This window comes from Cryobacterium arcticum (assembly GCF_001679725.1).
Classification (GTDB): Bacteria; Actinomycetota; Actinomycetes; order Actinomycetales; family Microbacteriaceae; genus Cryobacterium; species Cryobacterium arcticum_A.
This window is the reverse complement of sequence record NZ_CP016282.1, coordinates 3,570,435-3,596,776: the sequence shown is the minus strand read 5'-3', so window position 1 is coordinate 3,596,776 and position 26,342 is coordinate 3,570,435. Positions and strand designations below refer to the sequence as shown.

Genomic DNA, 26,342 nt, shown 5'->3' with positions numbered 1-26,342 from the left:
GCGAGAGAGGGGAGCGTGGGAGGGACGGCGACATCTCGCGAGAGCGGCCGTGTGGTTCCTTCAACCTGGTGAGATAGCCGTTAGGCCGCTTTCGCGAGGGGTGGCAGGGGCGGGAGCTGGCCGCCGCCGGTCCTGATGAACGGGTCCGTCTAGCCGGGCATTGCCCGGGCCGCCCGGCCGGGGCAGGATGCCACCGTGCGGGGGTTCGTCGAACCGATGATCCGTCACGGGCACCTGAGAACGGATGGCTATGGGCGAACGCATCGCGATCATCGGCGGCGGCATCGTAGGGGTGGCCCTGGCGCGGGCCCTGGCCCTGCGCGGACTCGGCGGCGTCACGGTCTTCGAGAAAGAGGACCGACTCGCCGCGCACCAGACCGGACGCAACTCCGGCGTGGTGCACGCCGGCCTGTACTACCAGCCGGGCAGCCTCAAGGCCCGGCTGTGCGCCGCGGGCCGCACCAGCATCCGCGACTACTGCGCCGAGAAGAACCTGCCCTACCGCGAGGTCGGCAAACTCGTCGTCGCCGTCGACGAAAGCGAGCTGCCGGCCCTCGCCGAGATTGAACGGCGGGCGCACGCCAATGGGGTGCCGGGCCTCATCCGTCTCGACGGCGGCGCGCGGCTCCGCGAGATCGAACCACACGTGGCGGGGGTCGCCGCCGTGCACTCGCCGCAGACCGCGGCCGTGGACTACGGCGCGATCACCGAGGCCATGGCCACGGATGTTCGCAGCAACGGCGGCAGCATCCTCACCGGACACGAGGTGGTGGCGCTGCAGCTCGAGGGAGCGACAGTGCGCGTGCGCACCCGGGAGTCCGAGCATGTCGTCGACCGGGTGATCGCCTGCGCCGGGCTGCAATCCGACGTGGTCGCCCGTCTGGTCGGCGCGGACCCGTCGCCCAAGATTCTGCCCTTCCGCGGCGAGTACTGGGCGCTGGACCCGGCGCGCACCGACCTCGTGCGCGGCATGATCTACCCGGTGCCCGACCCGCGGTTCCCCTTCCTCGGCGTGCACTTCACCCGCGGCGTCTACGACGACGTGCACGTGGGGCCCAACGCGGTGCCGGCCCTGGCCCGGGAGGGGTACACCTGGCTGACCGTCTCGCCCCGGGACACCTGGGAGTCCCTGCGCTGGCCCGGTGCGGGCGCCCTGGCCAGACAGCACTGGCGGATGGGCCTCGACGAGATCAGCGGCTCCCTGGTCAAGCCCCTCTACTACCGCAAGGCCCGCCGGTTCATCCCCGAGCTGCGGATGAGCGACCTCACCAGCAAGACCGCCGCCGGCGTGCGCGCCCAGGCCTGGGGCCGCGACGGCACCCTCCTCGACGACTTCGCGGTCGACCAGGTCGGGCCGGTCACGCTGCTGCGCAACGCCCCCTCTCCAGCTGCCACCTCCTCGATGGCGATCGCCGAGCACGTGCTCGAGAACTACGTCCTGGCGCGCACCCGCGACTAGCGCGGGCGCCGAATCGCCGAAAAATGCCCCTTCCCGCAACGGGAAGGGGCATTTCGCGGCAACTCAGGACCGAAGGCGTTACGCGAACGCGTTCGGCAGCGTGCTGCGGTGACGCGACTGCAGTTCGGTCAGCGGCACCGTGAAGTAGTCCTGGATCTCCAGGACCGGAGCGGTCGCATCCGTCACGCCGATGCGCAACACCGGGTAGTCGCGACCTTCGCAGAGGCCGAGGAACTTGACGTCGTCCTCACGCGGCACGGAGACCAGCACGCGGCCGGTCGACTCCGAGAACAGGGCCACGGATGCGTCGATGCCGTCGCGCTCGAGGATGTCGCCGAGCCAGACCCGCGCGCCAACACCGAAGCGGAGCACGGCCTCGGCGAGGGCCTGCGCGAGGCCGCCGGTGGAGAGGTCGTGCGCGCTGTCGATCAAAGCCTCGATCGACGCGGCGTGCAGCAGACCGGCGAGGTCGGCTTCGCGGCCGAGGTCGACGATGGGCGGTACGCCACCGAGGTGGTCGTGCACCACGGCGCTCCACGCGGAGCCGTCGAGCTCTTCGCGGGTGATGCCGAGCAGGTAGATGTTGTGTCCGTCGTCCTGCCAGCCGCTGGGCACGCGGCGGGCGACGTCGTCGATCACGCCGAGCACGGCCACGACCGGGGTGGGGTGGATCGGCTGGTCGCCGGTCTGGTTGTAGAACGACACGTTGCCGCCGGTGACCGGGATCTCCAGCTCGAGGCAGCCATCCGCCAGGCCCTCAACGGCCTGGGAGAACTGCCACATGACCTCGGGGTTCTCGGGGGAGCCGAAGTTGAGGCAGTCGCTGATGCCCACCGGCACGGCGCCGGTGACGGCCACGTTGCGGTACGCCTCGGCCAGGGCCAGCTGGGCGCCGCGGTACGGGTCGAGCTGGCAGTAGCGGCCGTTGGCGTCGGTGGAGATGACGAAGCCGAGGCCCGACTCCTCGTCGATGCGGATCATGCCGGCGTCGTCCGGGAAGGAGAGGGCGGTGTTGCCCATCACGTAGCGGTCGTACTGGTCGGTGATCCAGCTCGGGTCGGCCAGGTTGGGCGAGCCGAGCAGCGCGAGGAACTGCTCCTGCAGGGTGGCGGCATCCGTCGCCCGGGGCAGGGCCGAGGCGGTGTCGGCCTGCAGCGCGTCGATCCAGGTGGGGTAGGCCACCGGGCGGTCGTAGACCGGGCCGTCGACGGCGACGGTGCGCGGGTCGACGTTGACGATCTCTTCACCGTGGAAGTCGATGATCAGGCGTCCGGAGTCGGTGACCTCGCCGAGCACGCTGGTCTCCACGTCCCACTTCTCCACCACGGCGAGGAAGCCGGCGAGCTTCTCCGGCGTGACGACGGCCATCATGCGTTCCTGGCTCTCGCTCATCAGGATCTCTTCGGCGGTGAGCGACGGGTCGCGCAGCAGCACCTTCTCCAGCTGGATGTACATGCCGCCGTCGCCGTTGGAGGCCAGCTCGCTGGTGGCGCAGGAGATACCCGCGGCGCCCAGGTCCTGGATGCCCTCGACGAGCTTTTCGCGGTACAGCTCGAGGCAGCACTCGATGAGCACCTTCTCGGCGAACGGGTCGCCCACCTGCACGGCGGGGCGCTTGGTGGGGCCGCCCTCGCTGAAGGTGTCCGAGGCCAGAATGGATGCGCCGCCGATGCCGTCGCCGCCGGTGCGGGCTCCGAAGAGCACCACCTTGTTGCCCGCGCCCGAGGCGTTGGCCAGGTGCAGGTCCTCGTGGCGCAGCACGCCAACGGAGAGCGCATTCACCAGCGGGTTGCCCTGGTAGACGGAGTCGAACCAGGTCTCACCGCCGATGTTGGGCAGGCCGAGGCAGTTGCCGTAGAAGCTGATGCCGGAGACCACGCCGTGCACAACACGGGCGGTGTCGGGGTCGTTGATGTCGCCGAAGCGGAGGGCATCCATCACGGCGACCGGGCGGGCGCCCATCGAGATGATGTCGCGCACGATGCCGCCGACGCCGGTCGCGGCGCCCTGGAACGGCTCGATGTAAGAGGGGTGGTTGTGCGATTCGATCTTGAAGGTGACGGCCCAGCCCTCGCCCACGTCGAGCACGCCGGCGTTCTCGCCCATGCCCACCATCAGGTTCTTCTTCATGGCGGGGGAGACCTTGTCGCCGAACTGGCGCAGGTACTTCTTCGAGCTCTTGTAGGAGCAGTGCTCGCTCCACATCACCGAGTACATGGCGAGCTCACCCGAGGTGGGGCGGCGGCCCAGGATGGTGCGGATCTCGGCGTATTCGCCGGGCGTCAACCCGAGGGCAGCGTACGGCTGCTCCTTCTCGGGAGTGTTGATCGCATTGGTCACGGTGTCAGCGACGCCGCGGGAGGATGTGTTGGAAACAGCGGTCACGAGTGGCGTTCTCCCAGAGATAGCGGATGCTTGACCGGGCAAGTCTACCCGGCGCATCCGCCCCACGGCGGCGATCTCGGCGCCCCGGTTGAGTCGCCCTCGCCGAACGCCCACTCGTCGCTCACCATGGCCAGCGGATGCCCCGCGCGGGTCCCGCGCCGGTGCGCGCGTGGCGCGCCACCCGCGCACCGGCGCCCCGCCCGCGCACCGGCGCCCCGCCCGCGTACCGGGCGCGACCGGAGGGTGTGTGCCCGAGGGGTACGGTGTCGGCATGGAATCGGCACGGGCGCGGTACCGGCGGCTGCTCGACACGGGGCGCTCCACCGAGCGGCTGGAGTTCTTCAGCGACGCCGTGTTCGCAATTGCGATGACACTGCTCGTGCTCGACATCCGGCTGCCCGACACCACCGCGGCAGACCTCGGACGCGCCCTGGCCAACCTGGCGCCGGAATACTTCGCCTACGCGCTGAGCTTCGTCGTGATCGCCCTGAACTGGGCCGGTCACCATCGCAAATTCCGGCTCATCACGGGATACGACCGGCGGCTCGTGCAACTGAATCTGCTGCTGCTCCTGCTCGTAGCGTTCCTGCCGTTTCCCACCTCGGTGCTCAGTGAATACGCCCAGACGCCGGCCGTGGTGCTGTACGCGGCCACGGTCGCCGCCATCAGCGGGGTGCAGTGCCTGATCTGGCTGGCCGCCCGGGCGTCGGGGCTGCTGGACGCCGCCGTGGATCGGCCGCTGTTCTTCTACGTGTTGCGGCTGATGCTCGTCACGGTCGTGGTCTTCACCGCGTCGATCCCGGTGGCCGTGCTCGGCTCGGCTGACTGGGCTCTGTACAGCTGGATCCTCGCCCTGCCGCTCACCATCGCCGCCGCCCGGTGGGCGCCGTCGCCGTCACCGTCAGGCTGAGACCCGCTTCACCCCCGCGCTCGCGCTGCCGCCGGTCGCTGGTCACAGCAGCATGCCCGGGCCGAGGCCCAAACCCAGCCTGCTGACCCCGACGATCACGAGCGCCAAAACGCCCAGCGTGCCGGCGAGCAGCAGCCAGTCGGCCGGGCCGAGCGGCACCGGCCGCCACACCGTGCGGGCGCCCAGGCCGAGCCCGCGGGACTCCAAGGACTGCGACATCCGTTCGCCGCGCCGCAGGGACACCACGAGAAGGGTGAACGCCGCGCGCCCGAATTCGCGGATGCCGAACCGGGTTGCACCGTCGGAGCGAAGGGGCGCCCGCACCGACTGCGCCTGGCGGATGACCTGCCATTCCCGGGGTAGCTGTTGCAGCATCCGGTAGCCGGCCAACACCGCGAAGGTCACCCGGGCGCTCAGCCGGGCGTGCTGGTGCAGGCTGGTCATCAAGGACACAGGGTCGGTCGTGCCGATGAATCCGATCGACAGGATGCCGATGGCCATCGTGCGCAGGGCCAGCGCCGATCCCACCAGCAGCCCCGCCACCGTGACCCGGATCGGTGGCAGATCGACCAGGACCTCGCCGGGACGGCTCAGGGCATTGACGACGAGGATACCCAGGGCGAAGCCGACGAACGGCAGGTGGGCCAGAGCGAGGGTGCGCAGCGGGATCCGAGCAAAGCCGAGCACTGCCGCGAGGCCGAGGAGGTAGAGCAGGCCGGGTGTGACCGGGTCGAATACGAAGAGCAGTGCCAGCGAGACGATGAAGAGGATCGCCAGCTTTACCGTGGGGTTTCGCCGGGCCAGCGGTGAGGGAGTCACCGCGCCGAGGGCGCTCGACGCATTCACTGAGCCTCCACAGTGGGCACGTGCGCACCCGCATCCACCGTCGCGTCGAGGGCGTCGAGCACCCGCCGCACCTGTGCGACGGAGTCCAGCCGGGTGACGAGCCAGCGAAGGAGCGGCGACACGGTGATCCCGGCCCGCGCGAGCAGGTCGCCCTGGCGCAGCACCTCGACGACCGAACCGTCCGCGACGATCCGGCCGTCCGCCACGACGAGGACCCGGTCGGCGAGGGTCGCGACGGTGCGCAGGTCGTGGCTGCACAGCAGGATGCCGCGCCCGGCCCGCGCGGCCCGGCGGAAGGCCGCGATCGTGGCGATGGTCGACCGACGGTCGAGGCCGAGCGTCGGCTCGTCGGCGAGCAGGCTGGGTCGTTCGTGAACGAGCATCGCCGCGAGGCTGACCTTGCGTTTCTGGCCGCCGGAGAGCCGGTACGGGTTCCGGTCGGCGAGCGGGCCGAGCCCGTGCTCGGTGAGCACCCGGTCCACCCGCGCGGAGGCAACCGGCAGCCCCACGGCGATCTCCTCCCGCACAGTGTTGCCCAGGAACTGGTGCTCCGGATTCTGGAAGACCAGGCCAGGCCGCGCACCGGTCACGGTGCCTCCGGCCGGTGCGAGCAGGCCTGCCAGGGTGAGTAGCAGCGAGGACTTGCCGGCGCCGTTACGACCGAGCACGGCCACGATCTCGCCCGCGCGCAGCTCGAGGTTGACGCCGCTGAGCAGCACCCGCCGACCCTCGGTTTGCCCGGCGCGGGCGGGAAGCCCGCCGCTGTCGGTCTGGTCGTCGTGTGCGGCCTGCCCGGCGCGTATGCTCTGCCCGTCGGGTGTCGTCTGTCCGCCGCGGGTGGCCTGTCCGTCGTCCGCGTTGTGCGCGACCCGGCGGAACGGCCACGGCCGGCGCCGCACCGCTCGCGGCGCCGCATCCCGGCTCACCGCGAGGTCCCGGCCGGCCAGCACGACGGGGCCGAACACCTCAGGCGCACCGCACCCCTCGCCCGCCAACGCCAACAGCGCCCGTTGCACGTCCGGCGCTGTGAGCCCGCCGGAGAGGCCGAGCGCGGCCTGCAGTTCGATGTCACCGGGCAGCCAGCAGCCGGCCCGGTGCAGGTCCAGAGCCGCCGCCGGCAGCACGGATGCGGTGGGCCCGTCGTGCGTGATCGCTCCGTCGGCGCCGAGCACGATGCACCGCTCCGGCAGCCCGGCGGCGCCCCGGCTGCCCGCGTACTCGTCGAGTCGGTGTTCCACCAGCAGCACCGCGACGGTGCCGGGCCGGGCCGCGGCGTCGACAGCGTCGCGCACCTGCCGCAGCCCGTCGGCATCCAGCATCGACGTCGGCTCGTCGAGCACCAGAATCTCCGGGCCGCCGATCAGCGCCGCCGCGAGCGCCACCCGCTGGCTCTCCCCGCCCGACAGCGTGCCGGTCTGCCGCTCGCGCAGCCGACCGGCACCCACCACGGCGAGGACGGCGTCGATGCGGTCGGAGATCTGCGACGGCGGCACGGCCCGGTTCTCCAGAACGAAGGCGAGCTCCTGCTCCACCCCGGGCAGGCACACGGCCGAGTCCGGATCCTGCGGCAGCACGCCGAGGTGGCGGGAGAGGTCCACCACCTCGGTGACCAGGGTGTCCCGGCCGGCCACGGTGACCGATCCGGCGACCTGGGCGATCACCGAGTGCGGCACCACCCCGCTGATCGTGGCCAGCAGGGTGGACTTGCCGGCCCCGGACGGGCCGAACAGCACCACGCGCTCGCCGGCGGCGATCGTGAAGCTGGCGCCGTGCAGCACGGCACGGTCCTGCCGGGGAAACGTGACGGTGACGTCCCGGAATTCGACGGCCGGCACGGCGCTGGCCGGCACAGCGACGGCGGGAGCCGTGACGGCGGGCTCCGCGATGTCGGACATGCCCCGGCCTAGCTGTTCAGCGCGCGGCCGATGGCGTAGTTGTCGACCACGCCCGTCTTGGCCAGCGCGTCCACGATCACCTTCGCCAGCAGCCCGCCCAGGATGACGCCGGAGGCCAGCTGGATGCCCAAGCGGAGGAAGAACAGGTCCTGGCCGAACCAGCCGGACCGGAAGGCGGAGAAGATGAACACGAATCCCGAACCGAGCAGGCCGGACAGCGCGTAGCTGCCCCAGCCGAAGGACGAGTACCGGCGCAGCGCGAACGGCAGCTCGCTGCCGGCACCTTGGATCGCCGCGGCAACGAACAGGATCGGTCCGACGGCGGAGCCGAGGAACACGACCTCGATGACGGAGGCCAGGATCTCGGCGATCACCCCGGCGAACCGGGTGCGCACGATGGCCACGGCGATGGGCGCCACGAGCAGCCAGCCGCCCAGCAGCACGTGCTGGGCGAGGTCGCCGGCCGGCCCGAGCAGGATCGACAGCCCGGTCCACGCCTGCACGAGTGCCCAGTAGAGGAAGCCGAAGACCACCCCGAGCACGACGATGAGCACGAGGTCCTTGAGGGTGAAACGGTGGATGGGGCGGGTGGCGGATGCGGGAGAGGCGGCGGTGGAGGAGGGTGCAGCAGGCATGGTGATGTCCTTTGACAGGGGAGAAGTGGGGTGGCCGGAGACGGCCTGGGGAGTGGAGGTCGAACGCGCCGCTCAGACGCGGCGATTCACTCGGTCGCCTCGGCGGGCCGATGCAACCATCGCCGGAGCGGACGGGTCAGATCAGATCAGATCAGATCAGATCAGTGCGCGGAGGGGCTGTTGATCGACAGCGTGAGGTGGCTGGTGACGTGCTGCACGCTCTGCCCCACGAGGATCCAGCCGGCCGCGGCCGTCTGCAGCACGGTGGCAAGGTCGCCCTGGAGTCGCGTCACGAAGTGCTCGGACGCGACGAAGCTGCCATTCGCCTTGGCGAAGTCGATGGCGGCGTAGATGTCGCGCATATGGTCGGGCTGCACTCCGGGGCGCCCGCCGTCGTCGAGCGGGTACAGCGCCCACTCGCCCGCGGCGATGATGCCCACGGGAGTCGCCGCGGGGATCTCGCTGCGCAGCGGCCCGGCACCGCCGGGCAGGGCGCAGACGACCTCGCCGGGGCATCCGCGGGAGAAGTGCACGGTGGCAGTCACATGATGACCGCTCTGCGCGGCCGCGCCGATGAGGTCGGTGAGGTAGCGCAGGATGTCGGCCTCGGCGCCGCCGACGAAGGTGCTCACGACACCGGTGTCCACGGTGAGGCCGGCGGTGTCGGTGCTCCGGATGGCGTCCAGGATGATGTCGGCGTAGCGGTCGCTCATCACGGCGAGCGTGATGCGGGCGCCCACGCCGAATTCGAGCGGCGTGAATGCCATCGGCGCCGGGTCGGGCAGGGTGGGGGTGGGATGTGTCATGTCGCGCCTTCTGTCGGTGAACAGGGCACGGGATGGTGTTGAGTGCGTTCTCCCTGCGCTGGCATGATCCAGATCAGGTTCAACGGTCGAAGCTTAGGAAGCTTCCTCTCAGCCCGGCTTACCGGACTCCCGTGTACAGCACCGACCATACACGGTCGCGACGTTCGCGCGTCCAGCGTGACGCCCCAGGTCAGGCGTGATGCGCGGGTCACGCGCCGCCGCGCTCGTGGCACGCCACCCGCGGAGCGGCGCGTGACCCGCGCTCGACGAACACGGGCCCGCGTCGAGCGCTGGCCGCGGTGTCGGCGACTAGGTCAGGCGCCGCCGCCTGGCGGGCCCATCACGAGCAGGGTCGTGAAGACGGCGACCAGGCCGACCACCAGAACGGATGCCAGCAGCAGCGGTCGGGCCAGCCCGACGCGGAGCAGCCGGCTCACCACGGTGTGGTCGCGGGGGTCGTCCGTGGCCTCCCGGCGCCAGGGGCCGTCGAGCAGGTTGCGGCGCTCGAGCCAGCGGTCGAACGGGATCGTGGCGTAGGGCACCACGGCGGTGGACACGGCGAGGAGCATCAGCCGGGGCCGCCAGTGCTGGTTGACGCCCACGAGCACCGCGGTGATCCCATAGGCCAGGAACACCAGCCCGTGCACGAAGCCGCCCACCCGCACCGCGCCGTCCCCGAAGTCGCCCGGCGCGAACACGTACTTGAGCAGCATCGCGGTGATCAGGATCGTCCAGGTGATCGCCTCGGCGATGGACAGGATGCGGTAGAACAGGCGGGGTGACACGGGGAGGACTCCTGGAAGCGTGATCGGCGGGCAGGTCAGAGTCCAGCCTGTCAGGCCCGCCTGAGCGGAGCATCCGTCGAAGGATGGAACCTCGACAGGCCATTGTGCCAGCATGAGGTCATGACGTACCTTCCCGCAGACACCCGTTACGAGTCCATGCCGTACCGCCGCACCGGGCGCAGCGGCCTCAAACTGCCCGCGATCTCGCTGGGCCTGTGGCAGAACTTCGGCGATGGCGCCCCGGTGGAGACGCAACGCGCGATCCTGCGGCGGGCCTTCGACCTCGGGGTCACCCACTTCGACCTCGCCAACAACTACGGCCCGCCCTACGGCAGCGCCGAGACGAACTTCGGCCGCATCTTCGCCGAGGACTTCTCCGCCCACCGCGACGAGACTGTCATCTCCACCAAGGCCGGCTACGACATGTGGCCCGGACCGTACGGCGACTTCGGCTCGCGCAAGTACCTGCTCTCCAGCCTCGATGCGTCGCTGAATCGGATGGGTCTGGACTATGTCGACATCTTCTACTCCCACCGGGCCGACCCGGAGACCCCGCTCGAGGAGACCATGGGCGCGCTGCACACGGCCGTCACGAGCGGCCGGGCGCTGTACGCCGGCATCTCCTCCTACTCACCCGAACGCACCCGGCAGGCCGCCGAAATTCTGGCCGAGATGGGCACGCCGCTGCTGATCCACCAGCCCTCGTACTCGATGTTCAACCGCTGGGTGGAGGGCGGCCTGCTCGACACCCTCGACGACCTCGGCGTGGGCTGCATCGCGTTCTCCCCGCTGGCCCAGGGGCTGCTCACCGACCGCTACCTCAATGGGGTGCCCGAGGGCTCCCGCGCCTCGCAGGCCGGGTCGATGAGCCGTGACATGGTCAACGACGCGACGGTGGGGCGCATCCGTGCCCTGACCGAGATCGCGGATGCGCGCGGCCAGTCGCTCGCGCAGCTCGCGCTTTCGTGGGTGCTTCGGCGGGGCACCGTCACATCGGCGCTCGTCGGCGCGTCCTCGGTCACGCAGTTGGAGACGAACGTCGCCGCGATCGACAATCTCGTCTTCACCGACGAGGAGGTCACCGCGATCGACGCACACGCCGTGGACCTGGGCATCAACCTCTGGGAGCCGTCCAGCGCCGTCTAGTTCCGGCAAGCCCGACGGACAGTGTGCCGTTACTTCTCCTGGCTCCGAAGCTCGTCGAGAATCTGGTCAAAGTCCCCGGGACGGCAGTCGCTGCCGCCGTTGAGGCCCATTGCCACGTCGTTGCCACCGAAGTTGATGTTGCTGCCCTTGTTGTTTGTCATTGTGAGGTCATACCCTTCTTCGCCGAACAGCCCGGATTCGAGGATCTCGTAGCCTTCGTCGGTGAGTAGCGCGGTGACGGCGGCCGTCGCCGCCTTGGCTTCGTCCATAGTGCGGGGATATACCGACATCCTGGTCGCGGTGAACTGCACGCCGTCGCCGTCGCCGTCGCCGTCGCCGTCGCCTCCGCCGCGCACGTCACACGACATCGGACTGGGGTCGTCTTGGTTCTCCCAGTCGCCGCCGACCTCGGTCTGAATGCGGTCGAACAGCACGACGAGTGTGTCTTGCGCCTCGTAGGGAGTCATCGAATCTTCTTGGTCGGCGGCGGCGCACCCGGTCAGCAGCATGGTCAGAACTGCGGTGGCCACGGCCCCGGGCCAGTGTCGGTTGCGTGTCATGGTGTTCAGTCTCTCGTGACGTGGTCGCCTCGGGCCGCACGAACCGTCGAGTCGTCTTTTAACGCACGAATTGCCCCGGCGCACCGGGGCAATTCATGTCAAACAGAGGCGCGGAAACCTACGCGTTGACCAGCGCGCGCTCGATCACCGAGGTGAAGAACGCGAGGCCGTCGACGCCGCTGCGCATCGCTAGCGCGGTGTCGGGGCCGAAGCCGGGCTCTACGGCGTGCTCGGGGTGCGGCATCAGGCCCACGACGTTGCCGCGTGCGTTGGTGACGCCGGCGATGTCGTTGAGCGAGCCGTTCGGGTTCACGTCGAGGTAGCGGGCGATGACGCGGCCCTCGCCCTCGAGGCGGGCCAGGGTGTCGGCGGAGGCGATGAAGCCGCCCTCGCCGTTCTTCAGCGGGATGGTGATCTCCTGCTTGTCGGTGAAACCGTTCGTCCAGTCCGTCGAGTTGTTCTCGATGCGCAGGCGCTGGTCGCGGCAGATGAAGGCGCCGGCCTCGTTGCGGATGAGCCCGCCCTCGAGCAGGTGCGCTTCGGTGAGCATCTGGAAGCCGTTGCAGATGCCGAGCACGGGCATCCCCTTGTTGGCGGCGTCGATGACCTCGGCCATGATCGGCGAGAGGCTGGCGATGGCGCCGCAGCGCAGGTAGTCGCCGTAGCTGAAGCCGCCGGGCAGCACGATGGCGTCCACGCCGTGCAGGTCGTGCTCGCCGTGCCAGAGGGCAACGGGCTCTGCGCCGGCCAGGCGGATGGCGCGCTGGGCGTCGCGGTCGTCGAGCGAGCCCGGGAAGGTGACGACGCCGATGCGCATCAGTGCGTTTCTCCGGCGGCGACCTCGAGAACGTAGACGTCGGTCACGTCCTCGATCACTGAGTTGGAGAGCACAGTGTCGGCGAGTTCCTGCACCTCGGCGAGCAGCGCGGCGTCCGCGGGGCCCTCCACGGTGAGTTCGAATCGCTTGCCGACGCGCACGCCGGTGAACTCGGTCTTTCCGAGGCGGCGGAGGGCGCCGGCGACGGCCTTGCCCTGGGGATCGAGCAGTTCTGCCTTGGGCATAACTTCTACGACGATGGTTGGCATGGCTCACTCCGTAAGACGTCGGGGGCGGATGCGTCGATTCTACAGGCCCGCAGCCGGGGCGAGTCCGGCCTGGCCGAGCAGGATGCCGCGCAGCACGTCGCGCACGGCCGCGACGCCCTCGTAGGTCTCCACGAAGCTGGTGCTCAGCGGCGACAGCCCGATTCGCAGGCCCGCCGGCGCACGGAAGTCGGGGATCACGTCGTGCTCCCAGAGGATCCGGGTGACCTGGCGCATCGCCGGGTGGTCCACGGTGAGGTGGCCGCCGCGGTGGGTGTACTCGCGCGGGGAGGCCACGGTGACGCCGAGCGGCACCAGCCAGGCATCCACCAGTTCGAGCGCGAACTCGGTCAGCGCAACCGACTTGGCCCGAACCTGGTCGATGCCCACCTCGTCGATCATGGCGATGGTGTCCTGCATGGCCAGCATGCCCACGATCGCCGGGGTGCCGCTCATGAAGCGACGGATGCCCTCGGCCGGCACGTACTCCGGGCCCATCGCGAACACGTCGGCGGCGCCCATCCAGCCCTGGATCGGCTGGGACAGATCGGGTTGCAGCTCGGCGCGCACGTAGCCGTACGCGGGAGCTCCCGGGCCGCCGTTGAGGTACTTGTAGCTGCAGCCCACGGCCAAGTCGACGCCGTCGAGATCGAGATTCACTGGAACGGAGCCGGCCGAGTGGCAGAGGTCCCAGAGCACGAGCGCGCCGGCCTCGTGCACGGCGGCGGTGATCGCGGGCACGTCGGCGAGGAACCCGGAGCGGTAGGCCACATGGCTGAGCACCACGAGCGCGGTCTGCGGGCCCACGACGGCGCGCACCTGGTCCACGGTGACGCCGCCGGTGGTGCTCGACTCGATCCAGCGCAGGGTGAGGCCGCGTTCGGCGGCGATGCCGGCCAGCACGTAGCGGTCGGTCGGGAAGTTGTCGGTGTCGAGCACGATCTCGCTGCGGGCCGGCAACGAGTCCACGGCCGCGCGGGCGAGCTTGTACAGCGTGACGGTGGTGGAGTCGCCGATGTACACCTGGCCGGGGGCCGCGCCGAGAGCGGCCCGGCCGAGGGCGTCGCCGATGGTGAGGGGCAGCTGCATCCACTCGTCGTCCCAGCCGCGGATCAGCCGGGTGCCCCAGGCGCCGGTGAGGAACTCGGTGATGCGCTCCACGCTGGCGATGGTGGGGCGGCCGAGGGAGTTGCCGTCGAGGTAGGCCACCGGGTTCGCCGGGGTGGATGCGCCGGCTACGCCGGCCGATCTGTCCTCGAGCCCTACGAACCGGCGGCGGTAGTGGCCGAGGCCGTCGATGCGGTCCATCCGGCGGGCGAAGGCGAGGTGGGCGTCGAGGCCCTCGGTCACGCTGCTGTCGTGCTGGGTCATGATTCGAGGTCCTCGAGGTCGGGCCGGGTGAGCGAGCGGGTGGGCACTGCGGGGGCGGGCACTGAGCGAGCGGGCTGTGAGCGAGCGCCGAGCAGCCAGTCGGTGAATCCGGCCAGGTCGTGCGGGTCGGTGGGGCGGTCGCCGGGTATAACGGTAACCCGGTGCCCGGCTGCGTCCGGCCCGGCGGCGCGGTGAACCGGGGTGCGGCTCGGGAAGTCGGCCGTGAGCGCGGCGAGCACCTCGTCGGGGGTGAGGCCGCAGGCCAGCAGCGCCTCGATCTCGCGCCGGTTCAGCCCCACCGGCAGCGGGCCGTTGCCCAGGTCGGTGCCGTAGAGCACCCGGCCACCCGCGGCGTGGAACCGGGCCAGGTTGTCGCTCGCCACCGCGAACGCCCTGGTCGGGTGTCCCCAGCCGTGGATGTCCAGGGTGCTGATCCACGTCATCCGCCCGGCCATGGCGGTGAGCAACTTCTCCGGCAGGGCCTCGCTGAACGGCGTGTGCGCGAGCAGGTCGACCCCGGCGTCGAACGCGGCGGATGCCTGGCCGGCGCCCTCGGTGTGGGCGGCGACGGGCAGCATCCGTTCGTGCGCGGCGGCCACGATCGCCGCCAGGGTATCGGCGGCGAGCACGGGCCCGGCGGCGGAGTTGAGGGTGACCTTGATCACGGATGCGCCGGCGGCGGCCTGCCGGGCCACGGCCGCGGCGGCGTCGGCCGGGGCGGCGACCGGGCAGGCGCTGCCCGCGGGGGCCCAGGCCTGTCGGCTCGGGTATCCGCCGGGGGCGCCGAGGAACTGCCCGGCAAAGCGCGCCTCGGGCCCGGCGTCGGCAGCGGGGCCGGCGTCGGTGGCCAATCGGGGCGTCCAGCCGCCCAGGTCGAGCACCCTGGAGATTCCGCCGGCGGTCAGCCCGGCCGGGTCGATCAGCGCCAGGTGCACGTGGGCGTCGAGGAACCCGGGGAGAACCGTCACCGGCCCACCTCGGTGCGCACGGCGAACAGCTCGGGGAAGAAGGTGAGTTCGAGCGCCTTCTGCAGGAAAGCCGCCCCGCTCGATCCGCCGGTGCCTGGCTTCATGCCGATGATGCGCTGCACGGTCTTGAGGTGCCGGAACCGCCAGAGCTGGAAGTTGTCCTCGAGGTCGACGAGTTCCTCGCAGGCCTCGTAGACGTTCCAGTTGTCGGTGTGGTTCTCGTATATTCCACGGAAGGTATGCACCAGGTCGGGGTGCAGCACCCAGGCCTCGGTGACGTCGCGGTCGAGTACTGTGGCCGGCACGTCGAAGCCCTGGCGGTGCAGGTAGCGCAGGAACTCGTCGTAGATGCTCGGCGCCTCGTACACCTCGGTGAGCAGAGCGTGGGCCTCGGCATCCGCGGCGAACAGCTCGAGCATGCGCGGATGCTTGTTGCCGAGCACAAACTCCACCGCGCGGTACTGGTACGACTGGAATCCCGAGGAGCTGCCGAGGAAGTCCCGGAACTGGGCGTACTCGGTGGGGGTCAGCGTGGCGAGCACCGACCACTGCTCGGTGAGGGTGCGTTGGATGTGCTTGACCCGGGCGATGCCCTTCAGCGCCGGCGGCAACCTGTCGTTGCGGAGGTTCTCCGCGGCCGCGCGCAGCTCGTGCAACACGAGCTTGAGCCAGAGCTCGGTGGTCTGGTGCTGGATGATGAAGAGCAGCTCGTCATGGTGCTCCGGGGTGCTCACTGGCTTCTGCGCCGACAGCAGGGTGTCGAGGTCGAGGTAACCGCCGTAGCTCATCCGCTCCCGGAAATCGGTGACGATCTCCGCCTCGAAGTCGCGGGTGTTGTTCTCGACTGACACAGTTTCCTTCCTGCCGGGAGCTCGTCGCACCGCGGACCGTTCCTGAATTGTGTCTGGTCGGCACCCGGCGGTGCAACACACGGTGTGCCCCGACACGCCAGGGGCGTGCGTGCCGCCCGCCCGCGTCGACCGGCGAGGAGGCGTCCCTCCGCGGCCTCGGAGGAAGGGGATCTAGAATCAACCCCATGACTACCTCTGCCCGGCCCCCGCAGGACGCGTCCCAACCGCGGCGCCGCGACGCCAGGCAGAACCGCGAACGCCTGATCGACGAGGCACGAAGCCTGATCGCCGAGCACGGCGTTGACGCCTCGCTGGAAGAGATCGCTCGCCGCGCAGACGTGGGTGTCGCCACTCTCTACCGCAACTTCCCCACCCGCGACGATCTGGTGCGGGCGCTCTATGACATTGCCTTGGCCGAACTGTTTGCCGTGCGCGCGGAGATCGAGGCGGCACCCACGGCGTGGGCTGGCGTGGTGCTCTACACCGAACGCCTCGCCGAATGGCTCGTCGCCGACCCGTCGCTGCCGCCGATTCTCAAGCGGATGGCCACCATCGACCCCACGGCCCGGCCGTCGGTGGAGTTCGAGGGTTTCATCGCGTCGCTAGTGGCGCAGGCGAAGAAGGACGGCGATCTGCGCCCCGACGTCGACTCGATGGACCTGGCCGTGCTGGTCACCATGATCGGATCCCTCGGCACGCTCGGCGGCGGCTACACCGGCCAGTGGCGCCGGCAGCTCTCCCTCGTGCTCGACGGACTGCGCATGCCGGAGAAGCCCCGGCCCAAGCTGCCCGGCCGTCCCCTGAGCGTCAAGGAGTTCCAGGCAACGGTGCACGGGCTCACCCGGCGGGCCAAACGCGCGGCACGCGGTTCCCGCTCCGCCGACTGACCCCGGCGGTTCAGGCGGTGCGCACCCGGATCTGGTTGGCCCAGGGGTCGTCGAAGCCGAGCACCTGACCGTCGTTGCTGGTCTGCACGCCGTAGTGCGCCATCCGCTCACCGAGCTGGCCGAGGTCGTCGCTTGTGGGCAACACGATCTCCACCTGGCCGAGGCCCAGCGCCAGGCGACGCTTGCCTGAGCCGGCGCTGTTCCAGGTGTTCATGGCCATGTGGTGGTGGTAGCCGCCGGCGGAGACGAACAGGGCAGAGCCGCCCATCTCGGCGGTGGACTCGAAACCGAGCCGGTTCACGTAGAACTCGCGGGCAGTGGCGACATCGCCCACCGACAGGTGCACGTGCCCCACCACGGCGTGGCCGGCCGACGGGTCGCTCAGCCCCTGCTCGGTGAGGTGTTCGGTGATGAACGCGTTCGGGTCCACATACAGGGTGGCCATCTCGATCTGGCCGTGCTTCCAGCTCCACTCCGAGCGGTCACGGTCCCAGTACAGTTCGATGCCGTTGCCCTCGGGGTCGGTGAAGTAGAACGCCTGGCTCACCAGGTGGTCGGCGCTGCCGGTGAAGGTGCCCGGATGCTTGGTGCCCACCGAGTACACGGCCGCGGCGAGCTGGGCCTGGGTGTCGAACAGGATCGCGGTGTGGAACAGCCCTGCCGCGCGCGGCTCGGCGGCGGCGAGTTCGGGGGCGTGCTGCAGGATCACGATCGGGGTCGTGCCACGGCCGAGCACCGCGACGGGGCCGTCGTGGCTGAGCAGAGTCAGCGTCACGGCGTCGCGGTAGTAGGCGATCATGGCGTCCAGGTTGCCCACCCGCAGGGTCACCGCACCCATTCCAGTGTCGGGGGCGAGCAGTTCAGCAGATGATCGAGTCACGCCTGCCACAACGGATGCGCCCGCCCGGGTATTCCCCTGAGCGGTGCCCAGCGGCGCTGTCGGCCTCCGCGCCGGGCGGCGGGCCCCTAGACCCGCCGGGCCCACTCGGCGATCATCCCGGTGGCCCGGGCGAAAACGGGTTCGCTCGGCCGGTTGAGGAAGGCATGCGCCGTGCCGGCCAGCCAGCCTGGGCGCCCTCGAGCCTCCCCGCCCGCGTGCCTGCCCGTTCGCCTTCGTGGCTGCTGGATCGTGGGTCCCGCGGCGTGGGGCATCCGTTTATGAGGACATAGTGAGATTTATAGGACGCAGGCGCGCCAGGGTGCCTCTTAACCTCACTTTTGCCTATCTTGCGGGCGCGGTGGGCGGGCCTAGACCGCGGTGAGCCGACCGAGCAGCTCGCGGTACCGGGCCGCGGTCTGCTCCACGATCTCGGCGGGCAGCACGGGCGGGGTTCCGGTCTGGTCCCAGTGGGCGGAGAGCCAGTCGCGCACGATCTGCTTGTCGAAGCTGGCCATCCGCTCTCCCGGGGTGACGCCGGCAAGCCACTGGGCGGCATCCCAGTACCGGCTGGAGTCGCTCGTGAGCACCTCGTCGCCCAGGGTGAGCACCCCGGTGGCGCGGTCGGCGCCGAATTCGAACTTGGTGTCGGCCAGGATCACGCCGGCTGCCTCCGCGATCGCGGATGCGCGGCTGAAGATCTCCAGAGATGCGTCGCGCAGCGCGGCGGCCACGTCGGCTCCCACGAGATCCACGGTGCGTTCGAACGAGATGTTCTCGTCGTGCTCGCCCATCGGGGCCTTCCAGGCGGGGGTGTAGATCGGTTCGGGCAGCCGGTCGCCGTTCTGCAGGCCGTCCGGCAACGGGATGCCGCAGACGGTGCGGCTGGCCACGTACTCGAGCCACCCCGAACCGGTGAGGTAGCCGCGCACGACGCACTCGATCGGGTACATGTCCAGGGTCTTGCAGAGCATCGCCCGGCCGGCCACGGCGGCGGGGATGAGGCTCGACGCATCCACTCGGTGGTCGGGCACGAGGTGATTGGGCACGCCGTCGAGCTGGTCGAACCACCACAGACTGAGCGTGGTGAGCAGCTCGCCCTTGCCCGGAATGCCGGGTTCGAGAACGTGGTCGAACGCGCTCACCCGGTCGCTGGCCACGACGAGCACCCGGTCGGCGGTCGCCAGGTCGGTGTCGTCCGCGGGAACGTAGAGGTCGCGTACCTTGCCCGAGTACACGTGCTGCCAGCCGTCCAGCTGCAGCGCGGCCATCAGTTCGCGACCTTGGCGGCGATGTCGCTGCGGTGCTGAGAGCCCTCGAGGTCGATCAGCGACACGGCCTCGTAGGCGCGGGCGCGAGCTTCGGTGAAGTCGCTCCCCACGGCGACGACGCTGAGCACCCGGCCACCGGTGGCGAGCAGGTCGCGACCCGAGAGTTCGGTCGCGGCGTGCGCGATGGTCACCCCGGGTACCCGGGCGGCGTCGGCCAGCCCGGTGATGGGGCGGCCGGTCACCGGGGTCTCCGGGTAGTTCTCGCTGGCGATCACCACGGTCACGGCGGCGTCGGCGGAGAACTCCGGCCGGGGCAGCCCGGCCAATTCGCCGGTCGAGGCGGCCAGCAGCAGCCCCGAGAGCGGCGTGACGAGGCGGGGCAACACGACCTGCGTCTCCGGGTCGCCGAACCGGGCGTTGAATTCGATCACGCGGATGCCGGCCTCCGTGAGAATCAGCCCGCAGTAGAGCAGCCCGATGAACGGGGTGTCTTCGCCGGCCAGCTGGCGCACTGTGGGCAGGGCGATGGTCTCGATGACCTCGTCCACGAACGCGGTCTCGCTGCCGAACCCGGCGTCGAGCCAGGGCAGCGGCGAGTAGGCGCCCATGCCGCCGGTGTTGGGGCCCTCGTCGTTGTCGGCGAGGCGCTTGTAGTCCTGGGCGGGGGAGAGCGGCAGTACCGTGTGGCCGTCGCTGAGGAGGAACAACGAGACCTCCTGGCCGGCGAGGAATTCCTCGATCAGCACGGCGCCGTGCTGCAGCCAACGCACGGCGTGCGCGAGGGCGTCGTCGCGGTCGGTGGTCACGAGCACGCCCTTGCCGGCGGCCAGGCCGTCGGCCTTGACCACGTAGGGGGCTCCGTATTCGTCGAGCGCACCTTGCGCCTCGGCGAGATTGCCGGCCCGCACGGCACGGCCGGTGGGCACGCCGGCGTCGTCCATGATGCGCTTGGCGAAGGTCTTGCTGCCTTCGAGGGCGGCCGCGGCCTGGCCCGGGCCGAAGACCGGGATGCCGCGGGTGCGCAGGGCGTCGGCGACGCCGGCCACCAGGGGAGCCTCGGGGCCCACCACGACGAGGTCGATGTTGTGCTCCTGGGCGAAGTTGGTCACCACGTCGGAGTCGGTGGGGTCGAGGTCGACCACGGGCACATCCGCGGCGATGCCGGCATTGCCGGGCGCGGCGATCACGTGGGGCCGCGGCTCCTCTCGCAGGAGGGCAGTGACGATGGCGTGCTCGCGGGCGCCGGAACCGAGGACCAGTATTCTCACCGGATCAGGCTACCCGGCCCACACGGTGGCGCGCACCTCGGCCGCCGCACGGTGTCACGCGGCCGTGCGCTAGCCTGCGCCCATGGCTCTCATTCGAACGCAGGCCCTGGTTTCCGTGTCCGTTCCCGGTTATGGCCTCGGCCGGGCGGCCGCCGCGTTGGAACAGGCGATTGTTCCCTACGCTGACGGGCGGATCGTCGCCCTCACCCGCAGCACCAACTGGGCCGGCGCGTTCTTCGGTCGCACGGAGCTGCTGGCCGTCGTGGAGTACACCCCCGCCGCCTGATCCGGCAGACTGGAGTCATGGCACGCGCGAGGATCGACGACGGATTAGGCCGCACCGCGGTGAAGGCCTACCTGGCCGATGAGGCCGGCGCGAGTCGCGACACCAAGGCGCTAGCCGTGCGCTACACCCTGCAGCTGCTCGCCGAACAGGCCGAGGGCAACACCGTCGAGGTGCGCGTGCCGCCGTTCGGCGCCGTGCAGTGCATCGCCGGCCCCCGGCACACGCGCGGCACCCCGCCCAATGTGGTCGAAACGGATGTCGCCACCTGGCTGGCGCTGGCCACCGGCGCCCTGGTCTGGGCCGACGGCATCGCCTCCGGCCGCATCCACGCCTCCGGAGCGCGCGCCGACCTCGCCGCCGAGCTGCCGCTCTTCTCCTAGCCCCGCTCGGCCACGAGGGCGGCACGAGCGCTCCGACGTCACGGCGGAGCGCTCGCTATTCCCCTCAGGTCCCAGATCGTGTCGTCGTGTCGACGGGCTCAGCCGGGATCTTTAGAGTGCCGGCCACAGCCGGCGCGGAGAGTGCCAGATGTCTGCCATACGCCACGAAGCGGCCTCCCGCACGTGCACCCGGCCTCGGACGCCGACGAACTCGACGCCCTGCGCGTCCTCACGAGTCGGGTAGACGCGGCATGCCAGAGGTTGCCCGTTGGCGAAGATCTCCAGCGCAGAGTGATCCGCGAGCACCCGCAGGTCGATCCGCCCGTCGACGTGCTTGATCGGCCCGCTGCGAGGGGTCGCGTCAACGGTCGGGTCAAGGCTGCTCGCCGTGCGGATGAGCTCAAGTGCGATGTCACCGTGCGCATCGCCCGGCCGGGTGATCCGGATGACTGTGCGCTCGGCCTCGTCCTGGGTTGCCCGCACGATCAGTTCGACCTCGGACCCCGGCTCCAGTTGCAGCTCGGCCACGATGTCGATCTGGTCGCCCCTGGTCAGGCCCGCGCGGCGTTCACCGCCGGTGAGGGTGAATCCGCCCAGCCGCACGTGGTCTCGGCGCAGAGTTTCCAGCTCCGGCACCGGCTGCTGGTGCAGGGTGCCGTCCGGGGCGCGGGTGACGAGTCGTGGCAGCGACATGACGCCCGACCACCCCGCGGTCTCGGCCGCCGCGTCGGAGCGGCCCTCCTGAAGCCAGCCGAACATCACCCGGCGGCCCCGCGCGTCCTGGGTGGATTGAGGCGCATAGAAGTACCGTCCGCCGTAGTCGAGTCGATGTAGCGCTGTGCGGTCAAAACGGGTGCCGCTGTAGCGACCCGTCAGGTACAGCGTGTGCCGGGTCACCCCGTCGTCCCACGCGGAGAACACGAGAATGTCCGGGTCGACTGGTTCGTCGTCGGCGCCCGCGGGTTCGAGGCGGAACAGGTCCACACACTCCCACATGGTGCCAGTCCAGTCGTCGGCGGTGGTCTCCCGGTCGCCGCTGTCGCCCACGATCAGCGGGCCGAGGTAACTCCAGTTGCGCAAATCCGGGGATGCGTAGAGCAGTGCGGTTCCGCCCTGTCCACTAATGCCGGAGCCGATGAGCTGACGCCAGCCACCGCCCGGGTGCGGCCACACGCAATGATCCCGAAAGGCCGTGAGGTCCAGCGATGCCGGCGGTGCGGAGATCACCGGGTTGGCCGCATCGGCGACCCACTCGGTCAGATCCATCGACCCCACGGCGACGCAGGGCAGCTCCCGGTCACCACGGCGGCCCGAATACACCAGCGTCGGCACTCCGTGGTCGTCCACGAGCACCCCAGACCAACAGCCGTCGGCATCGGCGGCGTTCGCGGCGTCCCCCGGCACCAGGGCCACAGGGGCGTCGGTCCAGGTGATCAGGTCGGGGCTCGTCGCGTGCCCCCAGTGGATGCGACTGTGCACGGCCTTGAGCGGGTTGTACTGGTAGAAGAGGTGGTACACGCCGTTCCAGTGGCTCAGGCCGTTCGGGTCGTTGAGCCAGCCGGCCGGGGACACGAAGTGGAACCGTGGACGGTGCCGGTCGCCCTCCGCGAGCGCCACGAGGGCATCCGGCTGGTCTGGGGAATCGGGGCGGTCCTCGTCTGTCGCGAGTAGCGGGTTCACTGGTCAGCCTTCCTGGCCGATGCCGGTGCGAGGTCGAGTTCGGTGTCGTGGTCGGTAAGTAGCGGATTGCTTGCGGCGGAGACCTGCGGCGCGTACAGGTGGCAGCGCACCCAGTGATCGGGGCCGACGGTGTGCCGCACCGGCACGCTGGCACTGCAGTCCGGTCCCTGCCACGGACATGAGGTCGGCGCCAGCACCGCCTGCCGCAGCCGCGCCCGCTCACGCGGGTCGTAGCGCACGGATCGACCGGGATCCGGAACGGCCGACAACAACAACTGGGTGTAGGGATGGGACGGGTTCTGCATGAGCTCCAGGGATTCTCCGCCCTCGACGAGGGCTCCGGCGAACATCACGAGTGTGGTGTCGGCGACATACCGGGCGGAGGCCAGGTCGTGCGTGATGAACAGCATCGAGATGCCGCGCTCGTCACGTAGCCGGGCCATGAGGTTGAGGATGCCGATGCGCACCGAAACGTCGAGCATCGAAGTGGGCTCGTCGGCGAGGATGATCTCGGGGTCGACGGCGAGCGCTCGGGCAATCGACACTCGTTGGCGCTGCCCGCCGGACAGCTCGTGCGGGTAGCTGTCGAGCATGTCTTCGGTCAGTCCGACCGTGCGCATCAACTCAGCGGATCGGCTGCGCACCTCGGCGCGGGTTCGTGCCTTGCCATGGATACGCAGGGGCCGTTCCAGGAAGTGCTCCACCCGGTGCGCCGGGTTCAGCGAGCCGAACGGGTCCTGGAAAACCATCTGCACCGTGCCTCGGTACCGGCGGGAGGCCGCCGACTTCTCGGTCTTGAGCACATCCCGGCCGCCGACGACGATCGACCCGGCCGTGGGCCGTTCCAGGCGGGCGAGGGCTCGAGCCACGGTGCTCTTACCGCTGCCGGATTCCCCGACCAGAGCGACGATCGTGCCGCGGGGGATGTCGAAGTCGACGTTGTCCACGGCGCGCATGTTTCGTCTGGAGAACAGCCCTCCGAGCGGGAAATCCTTCGTGAGCCCGCGCACCCGCACGCTGACGTCGTCGATCGGGGCCGTGCTGGGTCGGCGCTGGCCGGTGTCGGTCGTCATGCTGCGGTTCCTTCGATGCTCGTGCGCGGGTGCTCGGCCACAAAGCGTCCGGGCTCGACCTCGCGCAGGTCGGGGATGTCGCCGGAACAGTTGGCCCGGTCGGGTGGGCAGGAAACGTGGAAGGAACAGCTCCCCGAGGAGCCATCGCCCGCCCGCACTGAATCAGACAGGCCGGTCAGGCGAACGCGCGGACCGGTCAACGGCGGAAACGCGTTCATCAGCGACAACGTGTACGGGTGCAGGGGACTGGCGAACATAAGCTCCGCCGCGGCCATCTCCACGAGCCGCCCGCTGTGCATCACGGCCATGCGGTGGGACAGTTCCACCATGAGGGACATGTCGTGGGTGATGAAGAGCACCGAGAATCCCAGCTGCCGCTGAAGATCGCTGATCTGCGCCATGATCTCCTGTTGCACGACCACGTCGAGCGCGGTCGTCGGTTCATCCATGATCAGGAGAGAGGGCTCCAGCGCGAGGGCCATAGCGATCACGGCCCGTTGGCGCATGCCGCCGGAGAGCTGATGCGGGTAGGAGTCCAACCGCACCGGATCGATGCTCACCAGGCGCAGCAACTCGGCCGAACGGCTGCGGGCCTGCTTCACCGACAGCCCCTCGTGGGTGGTGAAGATGTCCACCATCTGGCTCCCGATGGTCATCACGGGGTTGAGCGAGTTCATCGCGCTCTGGAAGATCATCGCGATCTCCTTCCAGCGGAACCGGCGCAGTTCTTCTCCGCGCAGGGCCAGAAGGTCTCGGCCCTTGAACCTGATCTGCCCGCCGGTGATCTCGGCGGGGTCCTTCAGGAGCCGCATGATCGCGTTGGCCACCGTGGACTTGCCGCAGCCGGATTCGCCGGCCAGGCCGAAGATCTCGCCCTCACCGATGCTGAACGACACGTCGTTGACGGCGACCACCTGGCGGTTGTCGCCGTGGTACTCCACTCGCAGGTTGGTGACCTCGAGGATCGGGGTGGTACTCATGCGCGGGTCCGTCCTTTCTTCGTCGTACGCAGCCGGGGGTTCGTGACCTCGTCGACGGCGTAGTTGACCATGGCCAGGGCGAATGCCACCAGCGCGATGCACAGGCCGGAAGGTACGAAGGCCCACCACGCACCGGTGAACAGCGCTCCGTCGTTGCTTGCCCAGTACAGGTTGGTGCCCCAGCTCACGACGCTTGCGTCGCCGAGCCCGAGGAACTCGAGGCCCGCCTGGGCGCCGATGCCGAAGATGACGCAGGCCAGGAAGGTGCTCATCACGATGGAGGCCATGTTCGGCAGAATCTCGCGGAACATGATGCGCAGCGGATGCTCGCCGGTCACGACGGCGGCGGCGACGAAGTCCTTGCTGCGGATGGACAGCGCCTGTGAGCGCAGCACCCGGGCCGAACCGGCCCAGCCGGTGATGATCAGCACCACGACGACGGTTCCGATGCCCGGCGGCAGGAATGCCGCGAGTATCACCAGCAGCGGCAACCCGGGGATCAGCAGGAAGACGTTGGTGACCAGGGAGAGCAGGTCGTCGATGACCCGCCCGAAATAGGCCGAGGCCACGCCCACAAGGAGCCCGACCAGGGTCGCCGCCGCTCCCACGACGAAGCCGACCAGCAGGGAGGTCCGGGCGCCGTGCATGGTCAGGGCGAGAACGTCCTGGCCCTTGGCGGTGGTGCCGAACAGGTGCTCCAGCGACGGGGGCTGCGAGGCGATCGCCGTGATGAGCGACGGGTTTCCGGGAGCCAGCAGCGGCGCCGCAAGTGCGACCACGCCGAACAGAAGCAGCACAGCGGCCCCGAAGGCCGCCTTGCGATTGCCCAGGATGCCGCGGAGCAAGCCTCGGCGTGGCCGACGGCTGGACGCAGGCGCGGCGGAAGGGGCATCTGCTGTGGCCAGCGCCACAGTTTCAGAGGGATTGGTGACAGACATGATGTTCTCCGTCTCAGCTCACGCGTACGCGCGGGTCGAGGCGCACATACACGATGTCAACGAGGAAGTTGGCAACGAGCACGGCGGCCGTGATGGTGAGGAAAATGCCCTGCATGAGTGGGTAGTCCAGCCCCTGCACGGCGGCCAGCAGTTGATAGCCCACGCCCGGGTAGGCGAAAACCACCTCGGTGAGGAGCGCACCGCCCACGATGAAGCCGAAGGACATGCCGAAGGCGGTGACGCTGGGCAGCATGGCGTTGCGGGCGGCGTAGCGGAACATGATGCGGTTGTTCGTCAGGCCCTTCGCCTCGGCCATGAGGATGTAGTCCTCGGCGGTCGTGGCGATCATGGTGTTGCGCATGCCGAGCATCCAGCCACCGATCGAGACCAGCACAATGGTCAGCGCGGGCAGGAACAGGTGCGTGGCGACGCTGGAAACGAAGGTCCAGGAGAGCTCCGGCATCATTCCGGCGTCAAACGCGTGCCGGATGGGGAACCAGCCGAGCACCACCCCGAACAGGTAGAGCGCTGCCATGGCGAGCCAGAAGTAGGGGAACGAGCCCACGAAGACCAGAATCGGCGGGAAGACGGAGTCCAGGACTCCTCCGCGACGCCAGGCGGCGAGGATGCCCAGGAGGTTGCCGATGACGACGGCGATCACCAGGGCGGTGCCGCCGAGCAGGAGCGTCCACCCGATCTGGCTTCCGATGACCTCCGAGACGGGGGTGGGAAAGCGGGAAATCGATACGCCCATCTGACCGGTGAAAATGTTCTGCACATAGGTGAGGTATTGCTGCCAGATCGGCCGTTCGTCCAGGCCGAACAGCTGGCGAAGCTGCTCGATCTGTTCGGGCTGCATCTTGTTCGATGCCTGGGCGAACATGCGGGTGACGGGGTCACCGGGCATGAACCGAGGCAGGAGGAAGTTCAGGGTGATCGACACCCAGAAGGCGAGGAGGTAGAAAGCCAACCGCCGCACTATGAATCGCACTGGTCGTGCTC

The 26,342-nt window shown here is 69.8% G+C and carries 26 protein-coding genes and 1 riboswitch; of the genes, 6 read left to right on the top strand and 20 right to left on the bottom strand.

The window, feature by feature from the left end; genetic code table 11:
* The first annotated feature begins 250 nt into the window (after window positions 1-250).
* A complete protein-coding gene (gene lhgO / locus PA27867_RS16305) occupies window positions 251-1,459 on the top strand; it encodes an L-2-hydroxyglutarate oxidase (RefSeq protein ID WP_066598118.1) in 1,209 nt (402 codons plus the stop codon).
* Between the two features lie 78 nt (window positions 1,460-1,537).
* Here lhgO and purL read toward each other — a convergent pair whose 3' ends face one another.
* The gene (gene purL, locus PA27867_RS16300) at window positions 1,538-3,844 is read right to left on the bottom strand and encodes a phosphoribosylformylglycinamidine synthase subunit PurL (protein ID WP_066598116.1); all 2,307 of its coding nucleotides are present in this window, start codon (window positions 3,842-3,844) and stop codon (window positions 1,538-1,540) included.
* Window positions 3,845-4,115: 271 nt separating this feature from the next.
* Between purL and PA27867_RS16295 the strand changes: the two genes are divergently transcribed.
* Window positions 4,116-4,754 carry a TMEM175 family protein gene (locus tag PA27867_RS16295; RefSeq protein ID WP_066600187.1) on the top strand — a complete coding sequence of 213 codons (639 nt, stop codon included), beginning with the start codon at window positions 4,116-4,118 and terminating at the stop codon, window positions 4,752-4,754.
* 42 nt (window positions 4,755-4,796) lie between these two features.
* On the opposite strand, the gene PA27867_RS16290 is transcribed toward PA27867_RS16295, so the two are convergent.
* The 5 genes from PA27867_RS16290 to PA27867_RS16270 all read right to left on the bottom strand — a co-directional run bounded on the left by PA27867_RS16290 (window position 4,797) and on the right by PA27867_RS16270 (window position 9,721).
* The gene (locus PA27867_RS16290; RefSeq protein WP_084021242.1) at window positions 4,797-5,600 is read right to left on the bottom strand and encodes an energy-coupling factor transporter transmembrane component T family protein; all 804 of its coding nucleotides are present in this window, start codon (window positions 5,598-5,600) and stop codon (window positions 4,797-4,799) included.
* Window positions 5,597-7,495, bottom strand: coding sequence for an ABC transporter ATP-binding protein (locus PA27867_RS16285; protein WP_066598115.1), 1,899 nt, complete (start codon window positions 7,493-7,495; stop codon window positions 5,597-5,599). Before PA27867_RS16285 ends, PA27867_RS16290 begins: the two co-directional genes overlap by 4 nt.
* A gap of 8 nt (window positions 7,496-7,503) precedes the next feature.
* Window positions 7,504-8,130, bottom strand: a complete 627-nt coding sequence (locus PA27867_RS16280) for an ECF transporter S component (protein ID WP_066598113.1) — start codon at window positions 8,128-8,130, stop codon at window positions 7,504-7,506.
* Window positions 8,131-8,291: 161 nt separating this feature from the next.
* The gene (locus PA27867_RS16275) at window positions 8,292-8,936 is read right to left on the bottom strand and encodes a YkoF family thiamine/hydroxymethylpyrimidine-binding protein (protein ID WP_066598110.1); all 645 of its coding nucleotides are present in this window, start codon (window positions 8,934-8,936) and stop codon (window positions 8,292-8,294) included.
* 33 nt (window positions 8,937-8,969) lie between these two features.
* Window positions 8,970-9,079: riboswitch (TPP riboswitch) on the bottom strand.
* A gap of 171 nt (window positions 9,080-9,250) precedes the next feature.
* Complete coding sequence (locus PA27867_RS16270) at window positions 9,251-9,721, bottom strand: DUF3817 domain-containing protein (RefSeq protein WP_066598108.1); 471 nt, start codon at window positions 9,719-9,721, stop codon at window positions 9,251-9,253.
* A 120-nt stretch (window positions 9,722-9,841) separates the two neighbouring features.
* On the opposite strand from PA27867_RS16270, the gene mgrA reads away from it, so the two are divergent.
* Complete coding sequence (gene mgrA / locus PA27867_RS16265) at window positions 9,842-10,867, top strand: L-glyceraldehyde 3-phosphate reductase (protein ID WP_066598106.1); 1,026 nt, start codon at window positions 9,842-9,844, stop codon at window positions 10,865-10,867.
* A gap of 29 nt (window positions 10,868-10,896) precedes the next feature.
* Here the strand turns inward: mgrA and PA27867_RS16260 are convergent, their stop codons facing one another.
* The 6 genes from PA27867_RS16260 to kynA form a co-directional block, all read right to left on the bottom strand.
* Entirely contained in the window at window positions 10,897-11,397 is a 501-nt protein-coding gene (locus tag PA27867_RS16260) for a hypothetical protein (RefSeq protein WP_157109268.1), read from the bottom strand.
* 148 nt (window positions 11,398-11,545) lie between these two features.
* Complete coding sequence (gene purQ, locus PA27867_RS16255; RefSeq protein WP_066598103.1) at window positions 11,546-12,244, bottom strand: phosphoribosylformylglycinamidine synthase subunit PurQ; 699 nt, start codon at window positions 12,242-12,244, stop codon at window positions 11,546-11,548.
* The gene (gene purS, locus PA27867_RS16250) at window positions 12,244-12,513 is read right to left on the bottom strand and encodes a phosphoribosylformylglycinamidine synthase subunit PurS (protein WP_066598101.1); all 270 of its coding nucleotides are present in this window, start codon (window positions 12,511-12,513) and stop codon (window positions 12,244-12,246) included. Before purS ends, purQ begins: the two co-directional genes overlap by 1 nt.
* A gap of 39 nt (window positions 12,514-12,552) precedes the next feature.
* Window positions 12,553-13,881 carry a kynureninase gene (locus tag PA27867_RS16245; protein ID WP_066598098.1) on the bottom strand — a complete coding sequence of 443 codons (1,329 nt, stop codon included), beginning with the start codon at window positions 13,879-13,881 and terminating at the stop codon, window positions 12,553-12,555.
* Window positions 13,878-14,849, bottom strand: coding sequence for an amidohydrolase family protein (locus PA27867_RS16240; protein ID WP_066598097.1), 972 nt, complete (start codon window positions 14,847-14,849; stop codon window positions 13,878-13,880). Before PA27867_RS16240 ends, PA27867_RS16245 begins: the two co-directional genes overlap by 4 nt.
* Entirely contained in the window at window positions 14,846-15,700 is an 855-nt protein-coding gene (gene kynA / locus PA27867_RS16235) for a tryptophan 2,3-dioxygenase (RefSeq protein WP_066598096.1), read from the bottom strand. The genes PA27867_RS16240 and kynA overlap by 4 nt, the downstream gene beginning before the upstream one ends.
* Before the next feature lie 185 nt (window positions 15,701-15,885).
* Here kynA and PA27867_RS16230 point away from each other — a divergent pair, with 185 nt between their 5' ends.
* Window positions 15,886-16,587 (top strand): TetR/AcrR family transcriptional regulator, encoded by a 702-nt coding sequence (locus PA27867_RS16230; RefSeq protein WP_066598094.1) that lies wholly within the window; start codon window positions 15,886-15,888, stop codon window positions 16,585-16,587.
* Window positions 16,588-16,597: 10 nt separating this feature from the next.
* Here PA27867_RS16230 and PA27867_RS16225 read toward each other — a convergent pair whose 3' ends face one another.
* The 3 genes from PA27867_RS16225 to purD form a co-directional block, all read right to left on the bottom strand.
* Window positions 16,598-17,425: a VOC family protein gene (locus PA27867_RS16225; protein ID WP_066598093.1), complete on the bottom strand. Its 828-nt coding sequence runs from the start codon at window positions 17,423-17,425 to the stop codon at window positions 16,598-16,600.
* A gap of 410 nt (window positions 17,426-17,835) precedes the next feature.
* Complete coding sequence (locus PA27867_RS16220; protein ID WP_066598092.1) at window positions 17,836-18,735, bottom strand: phosphoribosylaminoimidazolesuccinocarboxamide synthase; 900 nt, start codon at window positions 18,733-18,735, stop codon at window positions 17,836-17,838.
* Window positions 18,735-20,003 carry a phosphoribosylamine--glycine ligase gene (purD, locus tag PA27867_RS16215; RefSeq protein ID WP_066598091.1) on the bottom strand — a complete coding sequence of 423 codons (1,269 nt, stop codon included), beginning with the start codon at window positions 20,001-20,003 and terminating at the stop codon, window positions 18,735-18,737. The genes PA27867_RS16220 and purD overlap by 1 nt, the downstream gene beginning before the upstream one ends.
* Before the next feature lie 82 nt (window positions 20,004-20,085).
* Between purD and PA27867_RS16210 the strand changes: the two genes are divergently transcribed.
* Entirely contained in the window at window positions 20,086-20,289 is a 204-nt protein-coding gene (locus tag PA27867_RS16210) for a hypothetical protein (RefSeq protein ID WP_066598089.1), read from the top strand.
* A gap of 17 nt (window positions 20,290-20,306) precedes the next feature.
* Window positions 20,307-20,669 (top strand): sterol carrier family protein, encoded by a 363-nt coding sequence (locus tag PA27867_RS16205; protein ID WP_066598087.1) that lies wholly within the window; start codon window positions 20,307-20,309, stop codon window positions 20,667-20,669.
* 111 nt (window positions 20,670-20,780) lie between these two features.
* Here PA27867_RS16205 and PA27867_RS16200 read toward each other — a convergent pair whose 3' ends face one another.
* Genes PA27867_RS16200 through PA27867_RS16180 form a run of 5 tightly spaced genes read right to left on the bottom strand, consistent with a single transcriptional unit; the run spans window position 20,781 to window position 26,331 of the window.
* The gene (locus PA27867_RS16200) at window positions 20,781-22,349 is read right to left on the bottom strand and encodes a glycoside hydrolase family 32 protein (protein WP_066598084.1); all 1,569 of its coding nucleotides are present in this window, start codon (window positions 22,347-22,349) and stop codon (window positions 20,781-20,783) included.
* Window positions 22,346-23,422: an ATP-binding cassette domain-containing protein gene (locus PA27867_RS16195; protein WP_066598082.1), complete on the bottom strand. Its 1,077-nt coding sequence runs from the start codon at window positions 23,420-23,422 to the stop codon at window positions 22,346-22,348. Before PA27867_RS16195 ends, PA27867_RS16200 begins: the two co-directional genes overlap by 4 nt.
* Window positions 23,419-24,402 (bottom strand): ABC transporter ATP-binding protein, encoded by a 984-nt coding sequence (locus PA27867_RS16190; protein WP_066598079.1) that lies wholly within the window; start codon window positions 24,400-24,402, stop codon window positions 23,419-23,421. Before PA27867_RS16190 ends, PA27867_RS16195 begins: the two co-directional genes overlap by 4 nt.
* Window positions 24,399-25,340 carry an ABC transporter permease gene (locus tag PA27867_RS16185; RefSeq protein WP_066598077.1) on the bottom strand — a complete coding sequence of 314 codons (942 nt, stop codon included), beginning with the start codon at window positions 25,338-25,340 and terminating at the stop codon, window positions 24,399-24,401. The genes PA27867_RS16190 and PA27867_RS16185 overlap by 4 nt, the downstream gene beginning before the upstream one ends.
* A gap of 13 nt (window positions 25,341-25,353) precedes the next feature.
* Window positions 25,354-26,331: an ABC transporter permease gene (locus PA27867_RS16180; RefSeq protein WP_066598075.1), complete on the bottom strand. Its 978-nt coding sequence runs from the start codon at window positions 26,329-26,331 to the stop codon at window positions 25,354-25,356.
* Between the last annotated feature and the right edge of the window lie 11 nt (window positions 26,332-26,342).